The sequence below is a fragment of the Flavobacterium sp. GCM10023249 genome, assembly GCF_042653365.1.
Lineage (GTDB): Bacteria > Bacteroidota > Bacteroidia > Flavobacteriales > Flavobacteriaceae > Flavobacterium.
The window spans coordinates 492,196-513,858 of record NZ_JBHSHZ010000009.1 but is presented as its reverse complement, the minus strand read 5'-3'; the positions used below and the strand labels follow the sequence as shown (position 1 = coordinate 513,858).

The following is a 21,663-nucleotide window of genomic DNA, read 5'->3' as shown; positions in this document are numbered from 1 at the left end:
AACAAAAAGACTACTAGCGCATCTAATTCAGTACATTTACAAATAAGGGCTATTGCCCAACCGACCAAATAAAATCAAACTTTTACAATGAGTAATATTCTTGAAGTAAAAAACGTAGTGAAGCAATACGGCGATTATACCGCATTGAATTCAATTTCATTACAAGTGCCACAAGGTAGTATTTATGGGTTGTTAGGTCCAAACGGAGCTGGAAAGACATCATTAATACGTATCATTAATCAAATTACGATGCCAGATTCAGGCGAAGTTTATTTGGATGGTGAAAAATTGGCGCCTAACCATGTGCAATATATCGGTTATATGCCGGAAGAAAGAGGGTTGTACAAAACCATGAAGGTAGGGGAACAGGCACTATATTTGGCGCAATTGAAAGGGATGCCATACGATCTAGCTAAAAAACAATTAAAGTATTGGTTTGAGAAATTTGAAATTGAAGGATGGTGGAACAAGAAAATTCAAGAGCTTTCTAAAGGAATGGCGCAAAAGATTCAATTTATTGTAACTATTTTACATCAACCAAAATTGTTAATTCTAGATGAGCCTTTTTCAGGTTTTGACCCGGTTAACGCGAATTTGATCAAAGACGAAATCATCGAATTGAATAAAAAAGGAACATCAATTATTTTTTCCACGCACCGTATGGAAAGTGTAGAAGAAATGTGTGATTATATTGCTCTGATTCACAAATCCAATAAATTGATCGAAGGAAAGCTGAGTGATGTTAAAAAACAATACCGTACTAATAAATTCCAAGTGGGCATTGTTTCTGCGAATGTGGAAGGCTTGATGTACGATTTGACTCAGAAATTCACTGTCGGTCAAACTACTTTTAAATCTTTGAATGAGGATTTGAAATTAGAAATCGATTTGGGTACACGAACTCAAAATGAATTGTTGGAAGTACTGATGAAAAATGGTCAAGTAACGCATTTTACAGAAAATATACCAAGTGTAAACGATATTTTTATTCAAACCGTAAGTCAAAAATAATGGGAGTTTTAGCATTAATTATCAAAAGGGAATTTATTGCCAAAGTGCGTAATAAATCATTTATTGTTATGACTTTTTTAAGTCCGTTGTTAATGGTTGGCTTGTCTTTCTTTATAGGTTATTTGGCCAAGATGAGTAAAGATGAAGTGACTAAAGTTGCCATTCATGATGAGGCAGGTATTTTGAAAACCGATTTTAAAAATACCAAAGAAATCAAATATGTAGACTTATCGAAAATGCCATTGAAATTGGCGAAAGATACTGCTGAAAAAGGTTATGAAGGACTTATTTATGTACCTAAAGTTAGCGATACCAATGAACTGAAAACAAAAGTTGAATACATTTCTGATGACAGTCCAAGCTTGGAGTTTGTTGCCGGTATTGAAAAGATAATTGATAATCAACTAACGAAAAACAATTTGAAATCACTTGGTTTTGATGCTAAAAAAATTGAAGATGCGAAAGTGGATTCGGATTTGCATATTACTAAGTTTTCCGGGGAAGAAGGATTGAAATACCTTAATATTACTAAGGTAATTTTCGGAGGTGCCTTTGGTTATCTTATCATGATGTTTATTATTATCTATGGTAATTTTGTAATGCGAAGTGTGATAGAAGAAAAAACATCCAGAATTATCGAGGTAATTATCTCTTCAGTGAAACCATTTCATCTGATGATGGGAAAAATCATTGGAAATTCGTTAGCTGGAATTCTACAGTTTATGATTTGGGTGGTATTGGCTTTGGTTTTGTTCTTTGGGGCATCTGCCTTTTTCGGACCAGACGTCAATACGCATGCAACTGCTGAAGTTATGAGTAAAATGCAAGGCAATGAGAATTTTATAGCCAATTTTATAGCCAATGCAAAATTGTATTATAATGAAATACCTGTTTTAAGTACGGTAATTTTCTTTCTGATTTATTTCACAGGAGGGTATTTTCTATACAGTTCATTGTATGCAGCTATTGGAGCTGCTGTCGATTCTGAAACAGATTCCCAACAATTTTTATTGCCTATCATTATGCCTTTGATGCTTGGGGTTTATGTTGGTTTCTTTACTGTAATTAATGATCCACACGGAACGGTGGCTACGGTTTTTTCAATGATTCCGTTGACTTCACCAATTGTAATGCTGATGCGTGTTCCTTTTGGAGTCCCAGTTTGGCAATTGATTTTGTCAATTGTGTTGCTTTTTGGTACATTTTTTGCTGTAGTGTGGTTCGCATCTAAAATTTACCGAGTTGGAATTTTGATGTATGGAAAAAAACCAACTTGGAAAGAACTCTACAAATGGTTAAAATATTAAGGATATCTATAGTATAGTAAGGCGTAAAGGATTTAAAGATTTTTGTCTTTAAGTCCTTTTGTCTTTTTATCTTTATAGCCGAAAAAAAATGAATTTATGATTAAAAAAATAGTTCCACTTTCTCTGGTATTTTGTTTAACTTCATGTGTGGGTTATTGGTCATCTGCTACTTTTACAGATTTGAGCGATAAAAAAGTGCAAATGACTAAATTGGAAGAAGAAAACTGTTTGAAATCAGAAACGGAAGTGACTTTGTTGTTCGATGGCGAACCCATAAATTTTGAATATGAACGAATTGGTTTGATTGAAGCCGAAGGAGGAACTTCTTCAACTGATGAGGATGTACTGAAAGAATTGAAATTGACAGCAAAAAGTAAATGTTGCGATGCAATAATTGGTATTAGAAAAGGGAAAACCACAACTAATGCCGGATTGTTGTTTATTCCTGAGTCTAAAGACAGATATGACTATACCGTAAGTACCTTTACCGGAATCGCAGTAAAACGAAAAAATACAGTAAATTAAAATTATGATTAAAAAAGTTGCAGCATTGTCGTTAGTAATTAGTTTAACCTCTTGTGTTGGATTGTCTTCCAGAGATATATTTACAGATTTGAGAAATAATCCCGCAGGAGCTTCTCAAAATACTGTTGAAAACTGTGAAAAGACCGATATGGAGGTTAGTTTGTATTTCGAATCTGAACCCATTAATTTTGAATACGAAAAAATTGGATTGATTGAAGTACAGGGTAGTGACTATCATAATGATCTGGATGTCATCAATAAATTGAAAGCATTGTCCAAAAGTAAATGCTGTGATGCAATCATCGGAATAAAGAAAAATTACGTGATTAGGGATTCCGGATTTTTGTTTGATAAAGAACCTTTAGAAAAATACAGTGCTATAACTTATAGTGGAATTGCAGTAAAAAAGAAAAACAATGTCGAAAATACTAATCATTGAAGATGAAGCGGCCATCCGTAGGGTTTTGGTAAAAATCCTTTCAGAGGAAAACGATACTTATAAAGTAGAGGAAGCTGAAGATGGTGTGCAAGGACTTGAAAAAGTCAAAAATGAAGACTACGATCTGGTGCTTTGTGATATCAAAATGCCTAAAATGGATGGCGTTGAGGTGTTGGAGGCCATAAAGAAAATCAAACCTGAAATACCAATGGTTATGATTTCCGGTCATGGTGATTTGGAAACAGCAGTGAATACCATGCGTTTGGGCGCTTTCGATTATATCTCTAAACCACCCGATTTGAATCGTTTATTGAATACGGTTCGAAATGCTTTAGATCGTAAAAAGTTAGTTGTCGAAAATAAAATTCTGAAAAAGAAGGTTTCGAAAAACTATGAAATGATCGGTGAAAGTGACGCAATCAATCACATTAAAGATATGATTGATAAAGTAGCACCAACGGAAGCAAGGGTATTAATTACAGGGCCGAATGGTACGGGTAAAGAATTGGTTGCGCATCAAATCCATCAGAAAAGTCAACGATGCAATGCGCCAATCATTGAAGTAAACTGTGCCGCCATTCCTTCTGAATTGATCGAAAGTGAATTGTTCGGACATATGAAAGGTGCTTTTACTTCTGCAGTGAAAGACCGCGCCGGAAAATTTGAAGCAGCCGACGGAGGAACTATTTTCTTGGATGAAATTGGCGACATGAGTCTTCCCGCTCAGGCTAAAGTGCTAAGAGCTTTACAAGAAAATCTAATCCAACGCGTGGGTGCTGATAAAGATATAAAAGTGAATGTTCGTGTAGTGGCAGCTACCAATAAAGATCTAAAAAAGGAAATCGAAGAAGGACGCTTCCGCGAGGATTTGTACCATCGTTTAGCTGTAATTCTGGTTAAAGTTCCTGCTCTAAACGATAGGAGAGAAGATATTCCTGCTTTGATAGAACATTTCGCAGCTAAAATTGCAGATGAACAAGGAAGTGCCAAAAAAACATTTGCGAAAACAGCGATTAAATTATTGCAGGAATACGATTGGACAGGAAATATTCGCGAGCTAAGAAACGTGGTGGAACGTTTGATTATTCTTGGTGGTAATGAAATTTCTGAAAATGATGTGAAGTTGTTTGCTTCGAAATAAATGATATTATGCAATTGAAAAAAATAAACACCAATTTACAACAGGCGCTTGTAGAATATGGTATAACTGAACCAACTGAAGTACAAGCCGATTGCTGGAGCACACTGAAAAGTGGAGCCGATGCTGTTGTTATTATGCCGGAAGGCGAAGGCAAATCAACAACTATTGCTTATACGGTGATTCAAAAGCTGGAAAAAGCGCAAGGTGAATCCACACGTGGACTGGTAATAGTGAAAGACAAAGAAGCCGTGTTGGAAATGGTGGAACTATTCGAAAAATTCGGCAAATATACCAACCTGAGAGTGATCGGTGTAAACGATAAAACCGATATCGATGAAGAAAAGAATATCATTTCAGCCGGAATGGATGTGCTAATTGGAACTCCAATCAAAATCAATGCAATGTTTTCTTCAGCTGGTTTTAATATGAATACAGTAAAGATTTTTGTGGTTGACGATGCCAATGAAATTTTTAAACTACGTCACGAACCAACAATTCAACGGTTGTCCATGAGTGTTGAAAAAACCCAACGCCTTTTCTTTTCTAATGAATTAACAGAAAGAGTAGAAGTGCTAGCAGATAAGATCATGTTGGATCCCTTCCTTTTCGGAGTAGAGGATTACGAAGAAGACGAAGAATAAAATGGACTCTATTAAAATTTATTCGGGTAGCGAAATTTTGGCTCAGGCTTTACAAGTTAAACTTCAGGATGTAGGAATAGCAAGCTGGACTAAAAACAATGTGCAGTCTGCCATTTCTGCCGGTTTTGGAATCTTTAATCAAACCGTCGATGTCTATGTTGCATCATCCGATGCCAGCACAGCGAAAGAAATTGCAAGTGATTTAAACCTGAGAATCTGCTAAACGGTAACGACTTTTCAATTTATAATAAAATAAATTCAATTCTCAGAAGCTACTTTAAGGTAGCTTTTTTTATTAAATTGGGTTGAAATTAAGATTGCTGCTTGTGGAGCCTCTATTGTCGCTTGTGGAGTCAACATTGCTGCTTGTGGAGCCTCTGTTGTTGCTTGTAGAGTCAACATTGCTGCTTGTGAAGCCTCAGTTGTCGCTTGTGGAGTCAATATTGCTGCTTGTGGAGTCAATACTGCTGCTTGTGAAGCCTCAGCTGTCTATTGTGGAGTCAATATATTTTATTGTGGAGTCAATAGTACTTATTGTACAGCTAATACTATTCTTATATTTTAAAAATTACTAATGAAATTAATTCGTTTTATTCTTGTGTCTTTGACCGTTTTGTTCGGTGGATTGTATTTGTTGTATGTTTCCTATATCTATTGCAATCAGGAAGAAATGGTTTTTAAGTTTTATAAACTCGAAAAGGACTATGCTTTTGACTTTGATGGCAATTATTCGGAAATCAATACACTTGTTGAGACAAATACGAATATCCATGGCTTGTTGTTCAAAGCAAATGCTCCAAAGGGATTGGTTTTTTATCTGCACGGTAATGCCGGTGCTTTAAATACCTGGGGCAATATCGCAAATCAGTATACAAATCTGGGATATGATTTCTTTATCATGGATTATCGCGGTTTCGGAAAAAGTGATGGGGCCGTCGAAAACAGTAATCAGGTTGTTAACGATGTCAGTAAAGTGTATGAAAAGTTAAGTAAAGGGTATGATAACGTGATGGTGATTGGGTATTCTATCGGGACTGGTCCTGCCGCTTATCTGGCTTCAAAATACCAACCAAACCAATTGATTTTACTGGCACCGTATTATAATTTTCTGGAATTAACCCGAGGAAAAGTCCCTTTCTTTCCTGATTTTCTTAAAAAGTTCGATTTTGCCACTGATCAGTATATCCGTAACACGAAATCGCAAATCACCATCTTTCATGGTATTGATGATCAAATGATTCCGGCTTCTGATTCCGAAAAGTTAAAACGGTATTTGAAGAAATCGGATCAGCTCTTTTTACTCGAAAACCAAGGACACCTCGGCATGAACGACAATTCAACCTATCAGGAAGAACTAAAAAAACTAGTGCTAACCACTAATCAGTAAGTACTGAAAAACTAAGGACTAAGGACTAGCACTATTTACTAAATAAATTTATCTTTGCACCTTCAAAATTTAGCTTGTCAGATCATTCAATAATCTGATAAGCTAACCATCTAACAGTCTTGAATAATGATTACAGTAAATGATATCGCCGTTGAGTTTGGCGGAACAACACTTTTTAGTGAGGTCACTTTCGCCATTAATGAAAATGATAAAATCGCCCTTATGGGTAAAAACGGAGCCGGAAAATCGACTTTGTTGAAAATTGTTGCAGGTGAAAATAAACCTTCTCGTGGTGGAATTTCTGCGCCTAGTGATGCTGTAATCGCCTATTTGCCACAGCATTTGCTGTTAAATGATGATTCGACGGTAATGGAAGAGGCCTCTAAAGCCTTTGCCGCTGTTCTGGGAATGAAAGCAGAAATCGATGAAATCAACGAACAATTAACCATCCGTACCGATTACGAAAGTGATGCGTACATGAAATTAATTGAACGCGTTTCTGAACTTTCTGAGAAATTCTATTCGATTGAAGAAGTAAATTACGAAGCCGAAGTTGAAAAAGTACTCAAAGGATTGGGTTTCGAAAGAGAAGATTTTAATCGTAAAACTTCTGAATTTTCCGGAGGTTGGAGAATGCGAATCGAATTGGCTAAAATCTTATTGAAAAAACCAGATTTGATCTTGTTGGATGAGCCTACCAACCACTTGGATATGGAAAGTATTCAATGGCTGGAAGAGTTTTTGGTAACGCAAGCCAAAGCGGTTATGGTAATCTCCCACGACCGTGCTTTCGTTGATAATATTACCAATCGTACTATTGAAGTGACAATGGGACGTATATACGATTACAAAGCTAAATATTCGGATTATTTGGAATTGCGTAAAGACAGAAGAATACACCAACAGAAAGCCTACGACGAACAACAGAAATTTATAGCTGATAACCAAGCATTTATTGAGCGTTTCAGAGGAACGTTCTCTAAAACGGAACAAGTTCAGTCCCGTGTGCGTATGTTGGAAAAAATTGTACCTATCGAAGTGGATGAGATTGATACTTCTGCTTTGAAACTGAAATTCCCTCCATCTCCGCGCTCAGGTCAATATCCTGTTGTAGTGGAAGAACTATCAAAATCATACGGCGACCATGTAGTATTTCAAAAAGCGAATTTGGTAATCGAACGTGGACAAAAAGTAGCTTTCGTTGGAAAAAACGGTGAAGGTAAATCAACCATGATCAAAGCGATCATGAAAGAAATCGGTTTTGATAGTGGTAAGTTGGAAATAGGTCATAACTCTCAAATTGGTTACTTTGCCCAAAATCAAGCCGCTTTGTTAGATGGTGAAGCCACGATTTTCGAAACCATCGATCGCATTGCCGAAGGTGACATCCGTACGCAAATAAAAAATATTTTAGGTGCTTTCATGTTTAAAGGTGATGATATTCAAAAGAAAGTAAAAGTACTTTCCGGTGGTGAAAAAACCCGTCTGGCTATGATCAAATTATTATTGGAGCCGGTGAATGTTTTGATTCTCGATGAGCCAACGAATCACTTGGACATGAAAACCAAAGATATCATTAAGGATGCCCTGAAAGATTTTGACGGAACTTTGATTTTGGTTTCTCACGACCGTGACTTCTTGGATGGTTTGGCCGAAAAAGTTTTCGAGTTCGGACACAAACGAGTAAGAGAACATTTTGAAGATATTAAAGGTTTCTTGGCACACAAGAAAATGGAGAGTTTGAAAGAAATTGAAAAATAATAACAAACGGAATACAAATGATTAGGGATAGGATGTACATTCTATCCCTTTTTTTATGAGCTGATTTTGTAGGGATAAGCCTATGAAATTGCTTTTGGTCGTTGAAGTTGGGTATCGTGACTTGATTCTTTTTCTTTTATAGGAATTATCACTAATTTTAAAATGGAGTTAATGAAAAATAGTTATGGAGTCTCTTTTTAATTCAAAAGAAGATGTAATTAAAGTCGCCAATTTATTACCTTATCCGTTTATCATTACAGAAATTGAAACTCACGATACGAGTTTCGAAAGTTTGTTTTTTAATGAGAACTTGATTCAGGAATTTGGTTATACTGTTCAGGAGATACCCGATGTAGATACCTGGTACGAACTCTTGTACCCGGAAGAAAAATACAGAAATGAAATCAGACTGGCATGGAATGAAAAACTTCAGGAGGCTTCTCTTAAAAACGAAAAGGTAATTAAAATCAAAGCCCGACTGAAACCTAAAAATAAAGAAGAAAAATGGTACGAAATTAAAACCTTCTTTTTTGATAATTTTTTCGTTCTTGCTTTTGTAGATATTAATAACGAGGTTGTTTTACAAGACAAATTAGCACAAATCAATCGGAACAATGAACGAATGTTGTCCATTTTAGGTCATGATTTGAGAAATCCAATTGCTAATTTATCTTCGATTTCCTCTTTAGCGGCGGAAAACGAAATTAGCAACGAGGAGTTTAAGGAAATGGTGAAGATGATCTATCAGGAATCTACACTGCTTCTCGAAATGATTGAAACAATTTTAAATTGGACGAAATTGAATTTCAATACGGTTGCAGTGCAGCCTATTGCGATAGACTATTCAATCCTAACCAAAGGAATCATTGAATTTTACAGTAGCATGATTCAGAATAAGAACATTAGGGTTGAAGTCAAATTGGATCATTTTCATACCAAAGATTGTGATAAGGAAATCATGACGGTAATCCTTCGAAATTTACTTTCGAATGCCATTAAGTTTACCCCGGAATACGGAACGATTTCGTTTTATCATCAGGACAACGTTTTGATTGTGCAAGATTCCGGTATAGGAATGTCTGCGGAAAAGATAAACAGTATCAAAAGCAATACTTATGTGTCGACTAATGGTACCGAAAATGAAAAAGGAATCGGCATGGGATTGCAATTGGTGAAACGCTTTGCGAATATGATTGATTGTTCGATTGATTTTGAAAGTGCGCCAGGTAAAGGAACTAAAGTTAAGGTGTTGTTTTAAAAAGGAAACCCCGAGTACTACTCAGGGTTTCGCAACCAAACAAAATAAACTACATTACGAACTTTATTGTACTAACGTATTTTCAGTTAAACGTATGAATTCGGCTTTATATCCTTCCGGATCGTATGTTAAGCCTTGTTTTGCTAATTGTTGTATGTCTTCAAGAGATTTGTTTTGGATTAGTTTTGAATCTCTCAGTTTTAACCCAAACCAAGCTACTGCTGTAGCAAATTTGAAATCTTCCGATGCGTTTTGCACAGTTTCTGTTTTATTTTCGATGGTATGCATCATTTCGATGCTTTTGTTCCCATCTGGTTTTTTATATCGAAATTTAATAGTGGCTAATTCGTCAGCATTGCTTTCTTGTATTTTGGTTTTGGTGTATTTTAAGTCGGCAGGTTCATTGAAAAAATCACTTTTTACGCCTGATGGAATAATCTCGTACAAAGCCGTAACGGTATGTCCGCTCCCTAGTTCTCCAGCATCAATGGCATCGTTGGTAAAATCTTCAGGACGTAGTTTTCTGTTTTCATATCCAATTAAACGGTAGGATTGTACATGCTTCGGATTGAATTCAATCTGTATCTTCACGTCTTTGGCTATAGCAAACATCGAACCTTTGAATTCTTTACCCAAAAATCGATTGGCCTCCTGAATAGTATCTATGTAAGCATAGTTACCATTGCCTTTATCTGCTAGAATCTCCATTTTACTGTCTTTGTAATTGTTCATCCCATAGCCTAAACAAGTTAAAAATACCCCCGATTCCCTTTTTTCTTCAATTAATCGTTCCATGTCATTATCTGAGGAAGCACCCACGTTGAAGTCGCCGTCAGTAGCAAGAATTACTCGATTATTGCCATTTTCGATAAAGTTTTCTTGAGCTATTTTGTAGGCCAATTGTATTCCTGCACCACCAGCTGTACTTCCGCCTGCATGTAACTTGTCTAAAGCCTCGATGATGGTTTGTTTTTGATCGCCATTTGTAGGAGGCAAAACCAATCCGGCAGCACCCGCATACACTACAATAGACACTTTGTCTTTTGGACGCAATTCTTTTACAAGTATTTTCAAAGAGGCAATCAATAAAGGTAATTTGTTGTCTTGATTCATTGAACCCGAGACATCAATTAAGAACACGAAATTAGAATGTGGTAAATTACCCACAGGAATGTTCCTGCCTTGTAAACCGATGCGAACTAATTTATTTCCAGGATTCCAAGGACAATCACTGTATTCAGTATCGATTGAAAACGGATGTTTGTCTGTTGGTTTTGGATATTGATACTTGAAAAAGTTCATCATTTCCTCTATACGCACTGCATCTTTCGGAACTTGCATGCCATTGTTTAGAAAGCGTCTCACATTGGTATAAGAAGCATTGTCTACATCAATCGAAAAAGTTGAAAGTGGCGATTGTTTCGGACTTTCGAATTCATTTTCCGAAAAGGGTGAATAGTCTTCCAGAATCGATGAATAATCAATACTGTCATAGTCTACCTCCTTGTCATCCAATTTTTCATGAAGTTTTTCGGAGGATAGGTATTCAGGTTCAGTAAGATCTTTAGTGGTAACTAATAATATACCTTTGTTTCCTTTTTTTCCAAAAAATCGAATGGCATCATCATTGTTAACAATCTCAATTTCAGCTATGGATTTAGTGTCTAAATTGGCAATAGTACTACGATTGGTTTTTTTACCATTCAGATACATTAAAGGTTCATCACTGATTGTTAACGCTTCTTTTTGTTTTTTAATCAATAGGTCGATAAAATTGAGTTCTTTATTGTTTAAAGCATTGTGATAGTTTGCCGACTTTGGGACTGCCAATTGCCTTTGTGGGCTTCTTTTAATTCCTGAAGCAACAGTAACTACGACTTCTTTTAACTGCTGAGTGTCATCTTGTAATACCGCATTGATAATGTTTGATGCTCCTACTGTTTTTGTCACATCCTGCATTCCCATAAAACTAAATACTAGTTTTTCCCCTTCTTTAGCTTTGATTGAATAACTACCATCAAAGTAGGTTGATGTGCCACGATTGGTTCCTTTTACCACAACATTAGCTCCTGGGATTGGCCCCGTTGCATCCGATACAATTCCTGTAATGGTTTTTTCTTGAGCGAATACAAACGAACTAATAAGTAATACGTAACTTGCTATAATAGATTTTACTGTTTTCATGGTGTTTCAATTTTTAGGTTGTTGTAAAGCATAGGTAGGGCTGATGAAATAGTAATGATACTTTTCATGCTTATTTTTTAATAGGTTGTTGGGAGGATTTTATTTCTTCAGAACTGCAGGCTTCCCATCTTTGGTTTTCACAACCACAACTCCTTTTGAACCTTTAAGGCCGAATTTTTCGATAGCTTCTTTACCTTCATAAACAACGATTGATTCGATGTTTTGTTTGTTGAGCGGGTAGTAGGGAGAGGTTGGATTAGGACCAAACATTTCTTTCTCACTGTATTCAATCCCATTCACGATGTATAATGGTTCTTCCAGTTCCGTTACTGTTTCGGCTTCACGGATATCTCTTGCGTTGTTAGAAACTTTTCCATCGATTAGGATTAATGGCGGTGCTTTTTTAAGGGTAACTTTTTTGCTTTCTGGCTCCTGTTTTTTTTCAGGGATTTCTTCCGTTCTTATATGTTTTACTCCAATGGCATCATAGACTTCTCCTCGCATCATTGTGGCGTTTTCTCTTTCGGTTTTATCCGATTCATTGGAAACTATTTTTGCCGGTTCTCTTAAGATTAAGGTGTCATTCGTCGACCAATTTGCTGAGTGGGTGCTAGTAGCAACCTGTGTTCTTAATCGGATTTGTTTTTCGATTATTTTTTCCGCTTCTTTTTTTTCCACTATTAAATTTGAGTCTTCAGTAATGACAACCTCGGATTTGGAAGTATTATTTTTAGGCGTTTCCAGTCGTGTTGTATTGTCTTCGAATGCAGGAGCTGTTTTTTCTTTTTTAATCACTTGATAGGCGAAAACCGTTCCGACTACTATTGATGCTGCAACTGCAAATTTTTTCCATCCCGAATTGATATTTTTTTGCTGCTGATATATTTGAGTGTCCAATTTTGCATCCACTCGGGACCAGACTTTTTCCAATCCGGGAAAGTCCGTCGACTCTGAATTATCAGCTGCTTTTTTAAATTGGTCGAATAAATTATTGTCTTGATTTTCCATTACTTACTTCGCTTGTTGATAATACAAATTGTTGATTAAATCTTTCAATTTGGTTTTTGCTGCATTCAATTGTGATTTTGATGTTCCTTCAGAAATATTCAGCATTTCAGCAATTTCTTTATGTCCGTAACCTTCAATTACAAACAAGTTGAATACTGTTTTGCAGCCTTCGGGAATGAAATTGAGTAGCTTTAACAAATCTTCCTCTTCCATTTTACTATCAGCAGCAGTTTGTGGTTGAATTTGCAACTTGGTATCTTCCAGGTACAAATTAAAGTTCACGTTTTTACGCAACTGGTACAAACAATGGTTTACGGTAATTTTTCTTGCCCAAGCTTCAAAGGCACCATTTTCTTTTAATTGATCCATTTTTGTAAAAATGGTATAAAAGGCATCTGCCAAAACTTCTTCAATTTCTTCTTCCTTTTTTAAGTACCGTTTGCAAGTCCGGTACAATTTAGGCGCCAAGATTTCATACACCTGACGCTGGGCGTCCCGATGCATTTTTTTACAGGCTTGTATTAATTTTTCGTCTATCACAATCAATGTCTTTATTACTAAAGAGAACAGTTTTTATCAAAAGGTTGGGAAGCAATCACTTTTTTTACAATTTTATTTTCAATTTGTAGATGGTGGCATTCAAATCTTCGGTATCGTTGTCTTCACAAAGTAGAAACGTTATTTGATCGTCGTGTTTTTCCAATACAGTTAATCCCTCCAGTTTGTGTGTTGGTGACAATTGGATGGTTTTCTCTATATCCATTGTTTCAGGATTCATGATGCCCATGATAGTACCTAAAACTTCACCATCTTCATAGGTTGATAATGTATCTTCAGCTGCTGCTAGGAAATAAATTTTATTTTCAAACAGAATGGCATCGGTAAAACTGGTTTCTACATGTTTGATTTTAGGTAAGGGGATAGGATGGTACTTTGTGTTTTGGTCGGCATCAATTGTGAAAATTCCATTTTGTGCATTGCTACCGTTGCCTCTTTGAAACAAAAGAAGAGAGTCATTGAAGTATAATGCTCCTTCAATGTTCAGATCATCATCAGAAATATTTGCTTGTTCTTTCAGTTTTTTATAGGTTACCGAAAAATCATTTTCCTTTGCTTTATTATTTTTCAAATCAAATGTTAGCATTCTATTTCTTTGGGAAGTTGATCCCGATCCGAAAATATGAAGCTCATTGTCTTTTAATGTGATGGCTTCAAAGTCGGGTTTGCGTTTTTTTTCGATATTGACAGTTGCGTCATGAATTAACGTATGCTTGATAAGCGGTGAAGCATCTAGTCTTTGCTCGAATAAATAGCCTGAGTTGTCGCTGACGATAAATAATGAATTGTTGTGAAATACTATTCCTGATGCGGCACCAATGCCTTGAATAGTCAAAAATGCGAGAAGTTGAATTTTTTCCATAAATTTACAATATAGGCCTAGCCCCGATAGCAGCGGTATCCTTTCTGCTACACAAAGCGAATGCGGTGTGTAGCAAAAAGATATAGCGAAGAGCGGGAAATAGCTCCAAATAAGAACAAATATAATTCAAAATTTATGGCAGTATTCAAATCGGAAGACTTTAAAATAACTAAAGCAATCAAGTTGCAAGATTTTCCAACGGAAATCGAAACGACTTTAAAAGACAAGGAAAAAGAGAAAATGCTGGATGAGGTGCAGCAACCTTTGAGTGAATTGCAAGATGTAATGTATGCACACAATCGGTATGGAGTATTAATTTGCCTTCAGGGAATGGATACTTCAGGAAAGGATAGTCTGATTAGAGAGGTTTTTAAAGAATTTAATCCGCGAGGAGTTGTAGTGCATAGTTTTAAAACTCCGAATTCGACCGAATTGGAGCACGATTATTTATGGCGTCATTATTTGGCTTTACCCGAAAAAGGAAAGTTTGCAGTGTTCAATCGAACCCATTATGAGAATGTTTTGGTCACACGTGTGCATCCGGAATATATTCTAAATGAAAATTTGCCAGGTATTGAAAAAGTAGAAGATATTACACCCGAATTTTGGGAGAACCGATTTGAACAGATCAATAATTTTGAAAAACATATTACGCAAAATGGGACGATAGTGCTAAAGTTCTTTTTTTATATGAGTAAAGAAGAACAACGCAAACGTTTGTTGCGAAGATTAGAAGAAGAAGAACACCATTGGAAATTTTCACCAGGCGATCTGAAAGAAAGAGAGCGTTGGGACGATTATATGAAATACTACGAAGAAGCCATTAATAAAACTTCTAAACCTCATGCGCCGTGGTATGTGATTCCAGCCGATGACAAGGAAATGGCGCGTTATATGGTGGGACGAATAATTTGGGAAGAGATGCAAAAATACACAGATATCAAAGAACCTGCTTTGGATGAAAAAGTAAAGCTCAACTTTGCGGAATACAAAAAACAATTAGAGTAAGATCATGTTAGAAACTATTTTGTCGATACTCAATTTTACGGGTGCTTTGTTTTTTCTGCAAAACGGTAATTTCATCAAAACCATCTATTTCAAAATAGCCTTACTTTTTATACTAGCTTATCCGATAGGTGTTGTTTTTAAAATAACCCATTTTGTGTACGCTAACGAAATACTTATATTAAGTTCTTTGGCGATTTTGTTGTTCTATGTGAAATACTTCACGAACAAACCAATTAAAAACCGATTGGAATATCTTAAATTGGCTTGGGTGGTGTGTGTTTTTGGAATTGGACTTTTGAGAATGCTTCGTCTAATCCATTTGGATTTACACATACTACCACCCGTAATTATGTCTTTTATGATTTTAGATTATTTCAGAAATGAAAAAAGTGTATCATAACTTGTAGCCATAAGCCAAGCGTAAAGCAAATTGTCCCGTATCAAATTTATTGAGGTTTTCGTAACGCAAACTGATGTCAATGTGTTTGGTTGCAATACCGATACCAGGATTCCAGACTGGGGAAATCCCCATGCCTGTTGTGCTGAAAGCCGCTCCGATTTCTCCCAAAACATACACTTGATCGCCAATATGTGATTTGAAACCGACTTTTACCGGAGCGTAGGCCAAATCCGGAATTTCATTGCTAAAAAAGTGTGTGTATCCTGCCGTTCCTAATAGAGAAGTTTTTAAAGTGATGTCGTATTGAAATCTACCATCGACACCAACGGCTCCACCGTAATCATTAAAAGGTATTCCACCGCTGAAACCATATCCCAAACGCATGTCACCTGCTTTTTTTTGGGCAAAAAAGGTTGTTGAACAGAGTAGAAAGACAAATAAAAAGAGATTGTTTTTTAAAGAATTCATGATGATTTATTGTAGATTGGTTGTTAAGTAAACTCGTATTCGCTATTTATTATTGTATTTTTGCCAAAAAAAATGCCATGAAGTGGTCTGTATATACCAAAGAATTCCCCGAAAATATCAAATTGGCCTATCCTGTAATCTTAGGAATGTTGGGACATACATTGGTGAGTATCGTAGACAATGTGATGGTAGGAAAATTGGGTGCAACAGAGTTGGCAGCAGTTTCTTTGGCCAATAGTTTTGTGTTTATTGGAATATCATTGGGCATTGGTTTTTCTACGGCAATAACGCCTTTAATTGCAGAAGCGGATGGTGAAAATAGTTTGGTGAAAGGACGTAGTGTTTTTCATCACGGATTGGTTTTGTGTACTATTCTGGGATTGACACTTTTTGGGCTGATTTATCTGGCTAAACCTTTAATTGTTTTGATGGGACAACGGGAGGAAGTAGTGGAATTGGCGAAACCCTTCTTGGATTTGGTTGCTTTTTCATTGATTCCATTAGTGATTTTTCAAGGTTACAAGCAGTTTGCTGATGGAAAGAGTGAAACAAAGTACGGAATGTGGGCCAATTTACTCTGTAATGTGGTACACCTGTTTTTAAATATAGTTTTGATTTATGGTGTTTGGATTTTTCCTAAGTTAGGGATGTTAGGAGCCGCTTATGGTACTGTAATTTCTCGAATTGTGATGGTAATCTACATGCATTTTGCTTTGAAGTCGAAAAAGAAATTTCAACCGTATTTTGAAGGTTTTAGTTTTAAAGCCATAGGAAAAACAATGACAAATCGAATTGTAAGTTTGGGATTGCCTTCTGCAATGCAAATGTTTTTTGAAGTTGCTTTGTTTACCGGAGCAATATGGCTGTGTGGAAGAATAGGAACTACAAGTCAGGCAGCCAATCAGATTGCGTTGACTTTGGCAACATTCACTTTTATGTTCGTTTCGGGATTGAGTGTAGCGGGAATGGTTCGAGTGGGAAATCAGAAAGGAATTAAGGATTTTAGAAAGTTACAAATCGTAGCACGTTCGATTTTCCTTTTGGCGATTATCGTTCAAGGAACTTTCGCACTATTGTTTGTACTGTTTCATACGGTTTTACCTGAATTTTTTGTGAATTCAGACAATCTAAAAACCATGAGTGATAGTGCAGAAGTGATTTCAATAGCATCGGGACTGATTTTAATTGCGGCTGTTTTTCAATTGTCTGATGGGATTCAGGTAGTGGTTTTAGGAGCACTTCGTGGATTGCAAGACGTAAAAGTACCAATGTATATTACTTTTGTTGCCTATTGGGTAATTGGGTTTCCAATCTCAATCTATTTAGGGCTGTTCACCGAATTAAAAGCTATTGGTGTATGGATCGGTTTATTATCAGGATTAACTGCCGCCGCCTTGTTTTTGTATCTTCGCTTTAATAATCTAACAAAAAAATTGATAACTCATCATTAATAATTGTACTATGGAATTACCAAAATTTGTATTGGCCGATAACTCTGACTTTCCAGATGATATTTTCATCATTCATTTAGAATATCCAAGATTTTTAATCAACCTAAAGGATGACTCTGTTGAATTTCTTGAGGAATTGGACGAAGAAGACGAACAGGAATTGGAATCGGAAATGGAACATTTGATTACTATCGCCGGCGAATTCTACGATCGCGAAATGGAACGTTATGAAGAATAATCACTAACAAGTGAAAATTTTGTTCTTTATAGCATAAATGACCAGTCCAATTCTGTTTTTGACATTGAGTTTTACAAATAAGTTGTCTCGATAGCCATCGATAGTTTTTGGACTGAGATTCATTTTATTAGCAATTTCCTTATACGTCATTTCTGTACACAGTAATTTCAGAAATTCTATTTCGGTATCTTTCAATATTTCTTGATTATTGCCTTTACCTGTTACCGAATTTAACAAAACATCCATTACTACGCTCGAATGGTAAAAACCAGTTTCGATAGTTTTTAAAAGGGCCAATTCCAATGTTTTTTTATCGACATCTTTCAGTAAATAGCCTTTGGCGCCGGCTCGAATCATTTTTAGTATAGTACTTTCATCTTCTTCAACGGTTAACGCCAATACAGAAACATCCGGATGGTTTTCGCTTAGCCATGCAGTAGTTTCAATACCGTTCATGATAGGCATATTCACATCCATGAGTATGATTTTCGGAAGCGGTTTGGTTTTTAATTTTTCAATTAAATCAGCGCCATTCTTGCATTGAAAAGCAACTTCAAACTGCTGAAAGTTTTCGACTACTCCTGCTATGGCTTCGGATAGTAGTGTGTGATCTTCGATGATGGCAACGGTATATTTTTCCATGTTTATTTTTGGTGGTAAATGATGGTTAAGCTGGTTCCTGTATTTAATTCAGATTTGATGTGTACTTCGGCATCGATCAGATGTCCTCTTTTTTTCATGTTGGTTAAACCAATGCCTCCAATATTGGGTATTGACAAGTCGAATCCTTTGCCGTTGTCTTTTGCAATAATGGTTAGTTTGTTATTGACTTCTTCAAAATTAATCCATACATCTAGTTTAGAAGCTTTGGAATGTTTAATGGTGTTGGAAAAGAACTCTTGTAAAATTCTGAAAATAATAATTTCAGATTTCGGATTTATAGTGAAGGAATTGCCTTCACTGATTAAAGACGATTCAATATAGTTCAATCGGTTGAAACGATTGATCTCAAGTTTCAAAGCTTCCTCCAAACTTATTTTACTAACATAGTCCGGATTGGTTACTTTAGACAATGCTCTCACTTCATTTAAGATATTGGTTAAATTGTCGTTGATTTCCTTGGTATCCTGATCGTTAATTTTTTGAAGTTGAATTTTAGCTAACGTTAGCAATTGGCCAATATTGTCGTGTAATTCCCAACTGATATTACGCAATGTTTGCTCTTTGATTTCAATTTGCGATTCGATGATTTCTTTTTCAAAATGTTTTTGCGCTTCTACTTGCTTAATTATCAATTTGTTTTTTTTCTTTTGAAAAATAATAATCAGAAGAATAATTACAAATGATAGTCCCGTAAGTCCTAGTATGGCAAAAATTACTCCTTCAATTCCGGTTTGCTCCATATAAAACCAAGGATAAGAATTAAATAATACACTAAAAGTAAGAAATAATTGATCATAAAGATGTACGGAATCGAACTGGAATTGGAATAGTACTTTCTGACAATATAAAAGGGCACGTTTGGAACGAAATAAACCAAGTGAGCGAAACTGATCCAAAAAATCAAAGATTCGGTTACATACAATACTTTATCTGACTTTAGAACTTCAAATAGATAAAATAGAACAGAGGTGGCAATAAATGTTGCACCAATAATGAAAGTGTTTACAAAGTAATTTTCGAAGAAATCTTCGACAAAAAAATTAATTACAACAGTAAGACAATAAGTAGCAATGAAGACTACAATTACCTTTTTATAGACTATACTTTCTACAAAGGATTTGTAGATGAAAAGGATAGTACTAAATCGTAAAATCTGATAGAAATTATAAATGCAATAGTTGTTGTCTGCATGAGTGATATCTTGGTAAAAATAACCGATTAAGTCATTCAAACAGGTATACCATAGTAAGAACAAGAAATACTTTAGTACAGAGTGTTTGTATTTATTATAATATACAGTACCAACGATAGCTGTTATAAACTGTAAAAACATCATGAAATACCTGATGTCTTCTGTTGTAATATTTTTTAATTGCATATAAGGTTTTAGTTGCTTTTTGGAGGAGGATACATGGCCAACTCGTTTAGTAAAATGCTGGTTTGGCTTTCTTCAACGAACGATTGGCGCGTTGGAGTCGTGTCTCTGTTTATTTCCCTTTCATTCCTGCCTAATAATCTCGAGATTACTTTAAAATTTCCTACATATGGATTAGTTCCTGTTCTTTCAATTGCAAAGGGTACATTTTCCAAGATTGGATATCTTTTGGTAGTTGCCGTTGGTGCAATTGTTGTAGTTGGTGCAAAGAAAAGCGTTTCTCTCCCCGGGATTAATCGCTCTCTTTCTTCAGCAGTGTAATTCCCTTCTACAGGATATTGTGAAAAATAGATTCGAACTCCAGAAACTTTCTGATTGTTTAATTTCGATACCTTATCCAATAATGCAATATAGTTTTTCAGTGAATCCAAATTAATCCAAGCAAATTCAGTGGCTTGATATGTGCCTTGTTCTCTGTTTCTTTCGATAATTCTTTGAATGTCGTTTTGATACGACTCTTTCATTATGATTCCTTTTTGGACCGGGATGATGTTGTGTGGTGTTTTGACTTCAGTTTCTCTTTGCGATTCGCATGAGGTTAGCATTTGCAATAACAAGGTTCCTGCAAGTGTAAAAAATCGAATTGTTTTCATAGTTTGTTTATATTAATTTACCTACAAAAGTAAAATATTTGTCCTATAATTCGAAAGGGAAAAACACCCAGTTTTTTTGAGGATTTTGCTTTGGGAAAACGATGATTAATATTTTTTGATTAAATTTTAATACCAATTGGTATTTTTTATATATTTGCATCATAATGAGTTAGTTAAAATGTCAAAAGCAGATCGCACCAAGCAATATATTATAGAAAAAACAGCTTGTATATTCAATACCAAAGGATATGCAGGTACTTCTATTAATGATTTGATAGCTGCTACAGGGTTAACTAAAGGCAGTATTTATGGCAATTTCGAAAATAAAGATCAGGTAGCTTTAGCCGCTTTTGATTATAACTTTGAAAGATTGGTAGCCTACATCAGGGGTAAAATGGATACGAAACATTCGGCGATTGAAAAGTTGTTGGTTTATCCTGAAACATACCGTAACTATTTGAAAAACCCTATCTTGAGTTCGGGTTGTCCCGTAACCAATACTTCTACGGAAGCTGATGATACCCATCCTTTGTTGAGAGCAAAAGCGGAAAGTGCCTATAATTTTTGGAGAAGTACTCTGGAAAACCATTTGAATAATGGAATAAATAATGGTGAAATTAAATCCGATACAGATATCAATGAATTTATTTCAGTGTTCATCTCTATCATGCAAGGTGGTATTTTACAAGCAAAAGTGACCAGAAAAATGACTTCATTAAATTCATCAATGGATTATTTGGAGCGTTACATACTTTCTTTGAAAAAGTAAAAAAAATTTAAGAAATAATATACCATTTGGTATTTTTTATGAACTATTATGAAAAATTTTAATAAAATAATAGAAAGTAAGGTTAGAGTGCGATTCCCGGATTGTGATCCGTTCAATCATCTAAATAACTCAAGATATATCGATTATATCATTAATGCAAGAGAAGACCAATTGTTGGAAGCCTATGATTTTGACTTGTACCAATTGGCAAAAGAAAAAGGGATCAGTTGGGTGGTAGCACAAAATCAAATTGCCTACTTACTTCCAGCCATGTTAATGGAAACAGTTACCATTGAGTCGAAACTGTTGAGTTTTGATGATAAAAGTTTGGTCGTTGAAGCCTTAATGTGGGATGAGCAAAAAACGTCTCTGAAAGCCATTTTGTGGACTAAACTAGTGCATTATGATCTTAAAATTAACCGAAGTACAATTCATTCTGATGAGTTGAAAAGTTTTTTCAATGAAATTGTAAATCCTTTAACCGAAATGGTTCCTTTTGAAAAGAGAGTAGAGGATTTAAAATTAACCAGCAGAATAACCTCGAATAAAAATTAAT

26 protein-coding genes are annotated in these 21,663 nt (G+C 35.5%); 16 read left to right on the top strand and 10 right to left on the bottom strand.

Features of this window, described 5'->3' with window-relative positions; genetic code table 11:
• Positions 1–87 precede the first annotated feature (87 nt).
• The 7 genes from ACFO7M_RS09040 (at position 88) to ACFO7M_RS09010 (ending at position 5,287) form a co-directional block, all read left to right on the top strand.
• The gene (locus tag ACFO7M_RS09040) at positions 88–1,011 is read left to right on the top strand and encodes an ABC transporter ATP-binding protein (protein WP_379714366.1); all 924 of its coding nucleotides are present in this window, start codon (positions 88–90) and stop codon (positions 1,009–1,011) included.
• The gene (locus tag ACFO7M_RS09035; protein ID WP_379714362.1) at positions 1,011–2,318 is read left to right on the top strand and encodes an ABC transporter permease; all 1,308 of its coding nucleotides are present in this window, start codon (positions 1,011–1,013) and stop codon (positions 2,316–2,318) included. Before ACFO7M_RS09040 ends, ACFO7M_RS09035 begins: the two co-directional genes overlap by 1 nt.
• Before the next feature lie 96 nt (positions 2,319–2,414).
• The gene (locus ACFO7M_RS09030; RefSeq protein WP_379735229.1) at positions 2,415–2,843 is read left to right on the top strand and encodes a hypothetical protein; all 429 of its coding nucleotides are present in this window, start codon (positions 2,415–2,417) and stop codon (positions 2,841–2,843) included.
• 4 nt (positions 2,844–2,847) lie between these two features.
• Positions 2,848–3,282 (top strand): hypothetical protein, encoded by a 435-nt coding sequence (locus ACFO7M_RS09025; RefSeq protein WP_379735227.1) that lies wholly within the window; start codon positions 2,848–2,850, stop codon positions 3,280–3,282.
• Positions 3,260–4,423 (top strand): sigma-54-dependent transcriptional regulator, encoded by a 1,164-nt coding sequence (locus ACFO7M_RS09020; protein ID WP_379735225.1) that lies wholly within the window; start codon positions 3,260–3,262, stop codon positions 4,421–4,423. Before ACFO7M_RS09025 ends, ACFO7M_RS09020 begins: the two co-directional genes overlap by 23 nt.
• Positions 4,424–4,431: 8 nt before the next feature.
• The gene (locus ACFO7M_RS09015; RefSeq protein WP_379714351.1) at positions 4,432–5,064 is read left to right on the top strand and encodes a DEAD/DEAH box helicase; all 633 of its coding nucleotides are present in this window, start codon (positions 4,432–4,434) and stop codon (positions 5,062–5,064) included.
• 1 nt (position 5,065) lies between these two features.
• Positions 5,066–5,287 (top strand): putative signal transducing protein, encoded by a 222-nt coding sequence (locus tag ACFO7M_RS09010; RefSeq protein WP_379735224.1) that lies wholly within the window; start codon positions 5,066–5,068, stop codon positions 5,285–5,287.
• 35 nt (positions 5,288–5,322) lie between these two features.
• Here ACFO7M_RS09010 and ACFO7M_RS09005 read toward each other — a convergent pair whose 3' ends face one another.
• On the bottom strand, positions 5,323–5,526 hold the full coding sequence (locus ACFO7M_RS09005; protein ID WP_379735222.1) for a hypothetical protein: 204 nt from the start codon (positions 5,524–5,526) through the stop codon (positions 5,323–5,325).
• Positions 5,527–5,638: 112 nt separating this feature from the next.
• Here ACFO7M_RS09005 and ACFO7M_RS09000 point away from each other — a divergent pair, with 112 nt between their 5' ends.
• The 3 genes from ACFO7M_RS09000 to ACFO7M_RS08990 all read left to right on the top strand — a co-directional run bounded on the left by ACFO7M_RS09000 (position 5,639) and on the right by ACFO7M_RS08990 (position 9,470).
• Positions 5,639–6,451, top strand: coding sequence for an alpha/beta hydrolase (locus tag ACFO7M_RS09000; RefSeq protein ID WP_379735221.1), 813 nt, complete (start codon positions 5,639–5,641; stop codon positions 6,449–6,451).
• Positions 6,452–6,577: 126 nt separating this feature from the next.
• Positions 6,578–8,212, top strand: a complete 1,635-nt coding sequence (locus tag ACFO7M_RS08995) for an ABC-F family ATP-binding cassette domain-containing protein (RefSeq protein WP_379714339.1) — start codon at positions 6,578–6,580, stop codon at positions 8,210–8,212.
• A gap of 184 nt (positions 8,213–8,396) precedes the next feature.
• Positions 8,397–9,470, top strand: a complete 1,074-nt coding sequence (locus ACFO7M_RS08990) for a PAS domain-containing sensor histidine kinase (protein ID WP_379735219.1) — start codon at positions 8,397–8,399, stop codon at positions 9,468–9,470.
• A 63-nt stretch (positions 9,471–9,533) separates the two neighbouring features.
• Here ACFO7M_RS08990 and ACFO7M_RS08985 read toward each other — a convergent pair whose 3' ends face one another.
• The 4 genes from ACFO7M_RS08985 to ACFO7M_RS08970 form a co-directional block, all read right to left on the bottom strand.
• Positions 9,534–11,654 (bottom strand): vWA domain-containing protein, encoded by a 2,121-nt coding sequence (locus ACFO7M_RS08985; RefSeq protein ID WP_379735217.1) that lies wholly within the window; start codon positions 11,652–11,654, stop codon positions 9,534–9,536.
• Between the two features lie 99 nt (positions 11,655–11,753).
• Entirely contained in the window at positions 11,754–12,662 is a 909-nt protein-coding gene (locus ACFO7M_RS08980) for a hypothetical protein (RefSeq protein ID WP_379735215.1), read from the bottom strand.
• 3 nt (positions 12,663–12,665) lie between these two features.
• Positions 12,666–13,166, bottom strand: coding sequence for an RNA polymerase sigma factor (locus ACFO7M_RS08975; protein WP_379714328.1), 501 nt, complete (start codon positions 13,164–13,166; stop codon positions 12,666–12,668).
• Positions 13,167–13,266: 100 nt separating this feature from the next.
• Entirely contained in the window at positions 13,267–14,082 is an 816-nt protein-coding gene (locus tag ACFO7M_RS08970; RefSeq protein ID WP_379735213.1) for a DUF6929 family protein, read from the bottom strand.
• A gap of 135 nt (positions 14,083–14,217) precedes the next feature.
• Here ACFO7M_RS08970 and ACFO7M_RS08965 point away from each other — a divergent pair, with 135 nt between their 5' ends.
• Positions 14,218–15,090 carry a PPK2 family polyphosphate kinase gene (locus tag ACFO7M_RS08965; RefSeq protein WP_379714323.1) on the top strand — a complete coding sequence of 291 codons (873 nt, stop codon included), beginning with the start codon at positions 14,218–14,220 and terminating at the stop codon, positions 15,088–15,090.
• Between the two features lie 4 nt (positions 15,091–15,094).
• Positions 15,095–15,490 carry a hypothetical protein gene (locus tag ACFO7M_RS08960; protein WP_379714320.1) on the top strand — a complete coding sequence of 132 codons (396 nt, stop codon included), beginning with the start codon at positions 15,095–15,097 and terminating at the stop codon, positions 15,488–15,490.
• Here ACFO7M_RS08960 and ACFO7M_RS08955 read toward each other — a convergent pair.
• On the bottom strand, positions 15,485–15,958 hold the full coding sequence (locus ACFO7M_RS08955) for a hypothetical protein (RefSeq protein WP_379714317.1): 474 nt from the start codon (positions 15,956–15,958) through the stop codon (positions 15,485–15,487). The genes ACFO7M_RS08960 and ACFO7M_RS08955 overlap by 6 nt on opposite strands.
• A 77-nt stretch (positions 15,959–16,035) precedes the next feature.
• On the opposite strand from ACFO7M_RS08955, the gene ACFO7M_RS08950 reads away from it, so the two are divergent.
• Together ACFO7M_RS08950 and ACFO7M_RS08945 are read left to right on the top strand one after the other, a co-directional pair.
• Positions 16,036–17,409, top strand: coding sequence for an MATE family efflux transporter (locus ACFO7M_RS08950; protein ID WP_379714314.1), 1,374 nt, complete (start codon positions 16,036–16,038; stop codon positions 17,407–17,409).
• 10 nt (positions 17,410–17,419) lie between these two features.
• Positions 17,420–17,647 (top strand): hypothetical protein, encoded by a 228-nt coding sequence (locus ACFO7M_RS08945; protein ID WP_379714311.1) that lies wholly within the window; start codon positions 17,420–17,422, stop codon positions 17,645–17,647.
• 3 nt (positions 17,648–17,650) lie between these two features.
• Here ACFO7M_RS08945 and ACFO7M_RS08940 read toward each other — a convergent pair whose 3' ends face one another.
• Genes ACFO7M_RS08940 through ACFO7M_RS08925 form a run of 4 tightly spaced genes read right to left on the bottom strand, consistent with a single transcriptional unit; the run spans position 17,651 to position 20,338 of the window.
• Positions 17,651–18,289 (bottom strand): response regulator transcription factor, encoded by a 639-nt coding sequence (locus ACFO7M_RS08940; RefSeq protein ID WP_379714308.1) that lies wholly within the window; start codon positions 18,287–18,289, stop codon positions 17,651–17,653.
• 2 nt (positions 18,290–18,291) lie between these two features.
• The gene (locus tag ACFO7M_RS08935) at positions 18,292–19,050 is read right to left on the bottom strand and encodes a sensor histidine kinase (protein ID WP_379735212.1); all 759 of its coding nucleotides are present in this window, start codon (positions 19,048–19,050) and stop codon (positions 18,292–18,294) included.
• Positions 19,023–19,688, bottom strand: a complete 666-nt coding sequence (locus ACFO7M_RS08930) for a hypothetical protein (protein WP_379735210.1) — start codon at positions 19,686–19,688, stop codon at positions 19,023–19,025. The genes ACFO7M_RS08935 and ACFO7M_RS08930 overlap by 28 nt, the downstream gene beginning before the upstream one ends.
• Before the next feature lie 8 nt (positions 19,689–19,696).
• The gene (locus ACFO7M_RS08925; protein WP_379714300.1) at positions 19,697–20,338 is read right to left on the bottom strand and encodes a hypothetical protein; all 642 of its coding nucleotides are present in this window, start codon (positions 20,336–20,338) and stop codon (positions 19,697–19,699) included.
• A 178-nt stretch (positions 20,339–20,516) separates the two neighbouring features.
• Here ACFO7M_RS08925 and ACFO7M_RS08920 point away from each other — a divergent pair, with 178 nt between their 5' ends.
• Both ACFO7M_RS08920 and ACFO7M_RS08915 read left to right on the top strand, forming a co-directional pair.
• Positions 20,517–21,107, top strand: a complete 591-nt coding sequence (locus ACFO7M_RS08920) for a TetR/AcrR family transcriptional regulator (RefSeq protein WP_379714298.1) — start codon at positions 20,517–20,519, stop codon at positions 21,105–21,107.
• Positions 21,108–21,155: 48 nt separating this feature from the next.
• On the top strand, positions 21,156–21,662 hold the full coding sequence (locus ACFO7M_RS08915; protein ID WP_379714295.1) for an acyl-CoA thioesterase: 507 nt from the start codon (positions 21,156–21,158) through the stop codon (positions 21,660–21,662).
• Position 21,663: the final 1 nt, after the last annotated feature.

Bases quoted from the DNA above. Each gene is read 5' to 3' on its own strand.
- ACFO7M_RS08980 (WP_379735215.1), bottom strand. From the start codon at position 12,662: ATGGAAAATCAAGACAATAATTTATTCGACCAATTTAAAAAAGCAGCT.
- ACFO7M_RS08975 (WP_379714328.1), bottom strand. From the start codon at position 13,166: ATGCATCGGGACGCCCAGCGTCAGGTGTATGAAATCTTGGCGCCTAAA.
- ACFO7M_RS08965 (WP_379714323.1), top strand. From the start codon at position 14,218: ATGGCAGTATTCAAATCGGAAGACTTTAAAATAACTAAAGCAATCAAG.
- ACFO7M_RS08955 (WP_379714317.1), bottom strand. From the start codon at position 15,958: ATGAATTCTTTAAAAAACAATCTCTTTTTATTTGTCTTTCTACTCTGT.
- ACFO7M_RS08940 (WP_379714308.1), bottom strand. From the start codon at position 18,289: ATGGAAAAATATACCGTTGCCATCATCGAAGATCACACACTACTATCC.
- ACFO7M_RS09030 (WP_379735229.1), top strand. From the start codon at position 2,415: ATGATTAAAAAAATAGTTCCACTTTCTCTGGTATTTTGTTTAACTTCA.
- ACFO7M_RS08945 (WP_379714311.1), top strand. From the start codon at position 17,420: ATGGAATTACCAAAATTTGTATTGGCCGATAACTCTGACTTTCCAGAT.
- ACFO7M_RS08970 (WP_379735213.1), bottom strand. From the start codon at position 14,082: ATGGAAAAAATTCAACTTCTCGCATTTTTGACTATTCAAGGCATTGGT.
- ACFO7M_RS09010 (WP_379735224.1), top strand. From the start codon at position 5,066: ATGGACTCTATTAAAATTTATTCGGGTAGCGAAATTTTGGCTCAGGCT.
- ACFO7M_RS08950 (WP_379714314.1), top strand. From the start codon at position 16,036: ATGAAGTGGTCTGTATATACCAAAGAATTCCCCGAAAATATCAAATTG.
- ACFO7M_RS08990 (WP_379735219.1), top strand. From the start codon at position 8,397: ATGGAGTCTCTTTTTAATTCAAAAGAAGATGTAATTAAAGTCGCCAAT.
- ACFO7M_RS08995 (WP_379714339.1), top strand. From the start codon at position 6,578: ATGATTACAGTAAATGATATCGCCGTTGAGTTTGGCGGAACAACACTT.
- ACFO7M_RS08960 (WP_379714320.1), top strand. From the start codon at position 15,095: ATGTTAGAAACTATTTTGTCGATACTCAATTTTACGGGTGCTTTGTTT.
- ACFO7M_RS09020 (WP_379735225.1), top strand. From the start codon at position 3,260: ATGTCGAAAATACTAATCATTGAAGATGAAGCGGCCATCCGTAGGGTT.
- ACFO7M_RS08915 (WP_379714295.1), top strand. From the start codon at position 21,156: ATGAAAAATTTTAATAAAATAATAGAAAGTAAGGTTAGAGTGCGATTC.
- ACFO7M_RS09025 (WP_379735227.1), top strand. From the start codon at position 2,848: ATGATTAAAAAAGTTGCAGCATTGTCGTTAGTAATTAGTTTAACCTCT.
- ACFO7M_RS08985 (WP_379735217.1), bottom strand. From the start codon at position 11,654: ATGAAAACAGTAAAATCTATTATAGCAAGTTACGTATTACTTATTAGT.
- ACFO7M_RS08920 (WP_379714298.1), top strand. From the start codon at position 20,517: ATGTCAAAAGCAGATCGCACCAAGCAATATATTATAGAAAAAACAGCT.
- ACFO7M_RS09015 (WP_379714351.1), top strand. From the start codon at position 4,432: ATGCAATTGAAAAAAATAAACACCAATTTACAACAGGCGCTTGTAGAA.
- ACFO7M_RS09040 (WP_379714366.1), top strand. From the start codon at position 88: ATGAGTAATATTCTTGAAGTAAAAAACGTAGTGAAGCAATACGGCGAT.
- ACFO7M_RS09035 (WP_379714362.1), top strand. From the start codon at position 1,011: ATGGGAGTTTTAGCATTAATTATCAAAAGGGAATTTATTGCCAAAGTG.
- ACFO7M_RS08925 (WP_379714300.1), bottom strand. From the start codon at position 20,338: ATGAAAACAATTCGATTTTTTACACTTGCAGGAACCTTGTTATTGCAA.
- ACFO7M_RS08935 (WP_379735212.1), bottom strand. From the start codon at position 19,050: ATGGAGCAAACCGGAATTGAAGGAGTAATTTTTGCCATACTAGGACTT.
- ACFO7M_RS09000 (WP_379735221.1), top strand. From the start codon at position 5,639: ATGAAATTAATTCGTTTTATTCTTGTGTCTTTGACCGTTTTGTTCGGT.
- ACFO7M_RS08930 (WP_379735210.1), bottom strand. From the start codon at position 19,688: ATGCAATTAAAAAATATTACAACAGAAGACATCAGGTATTTCATGATG.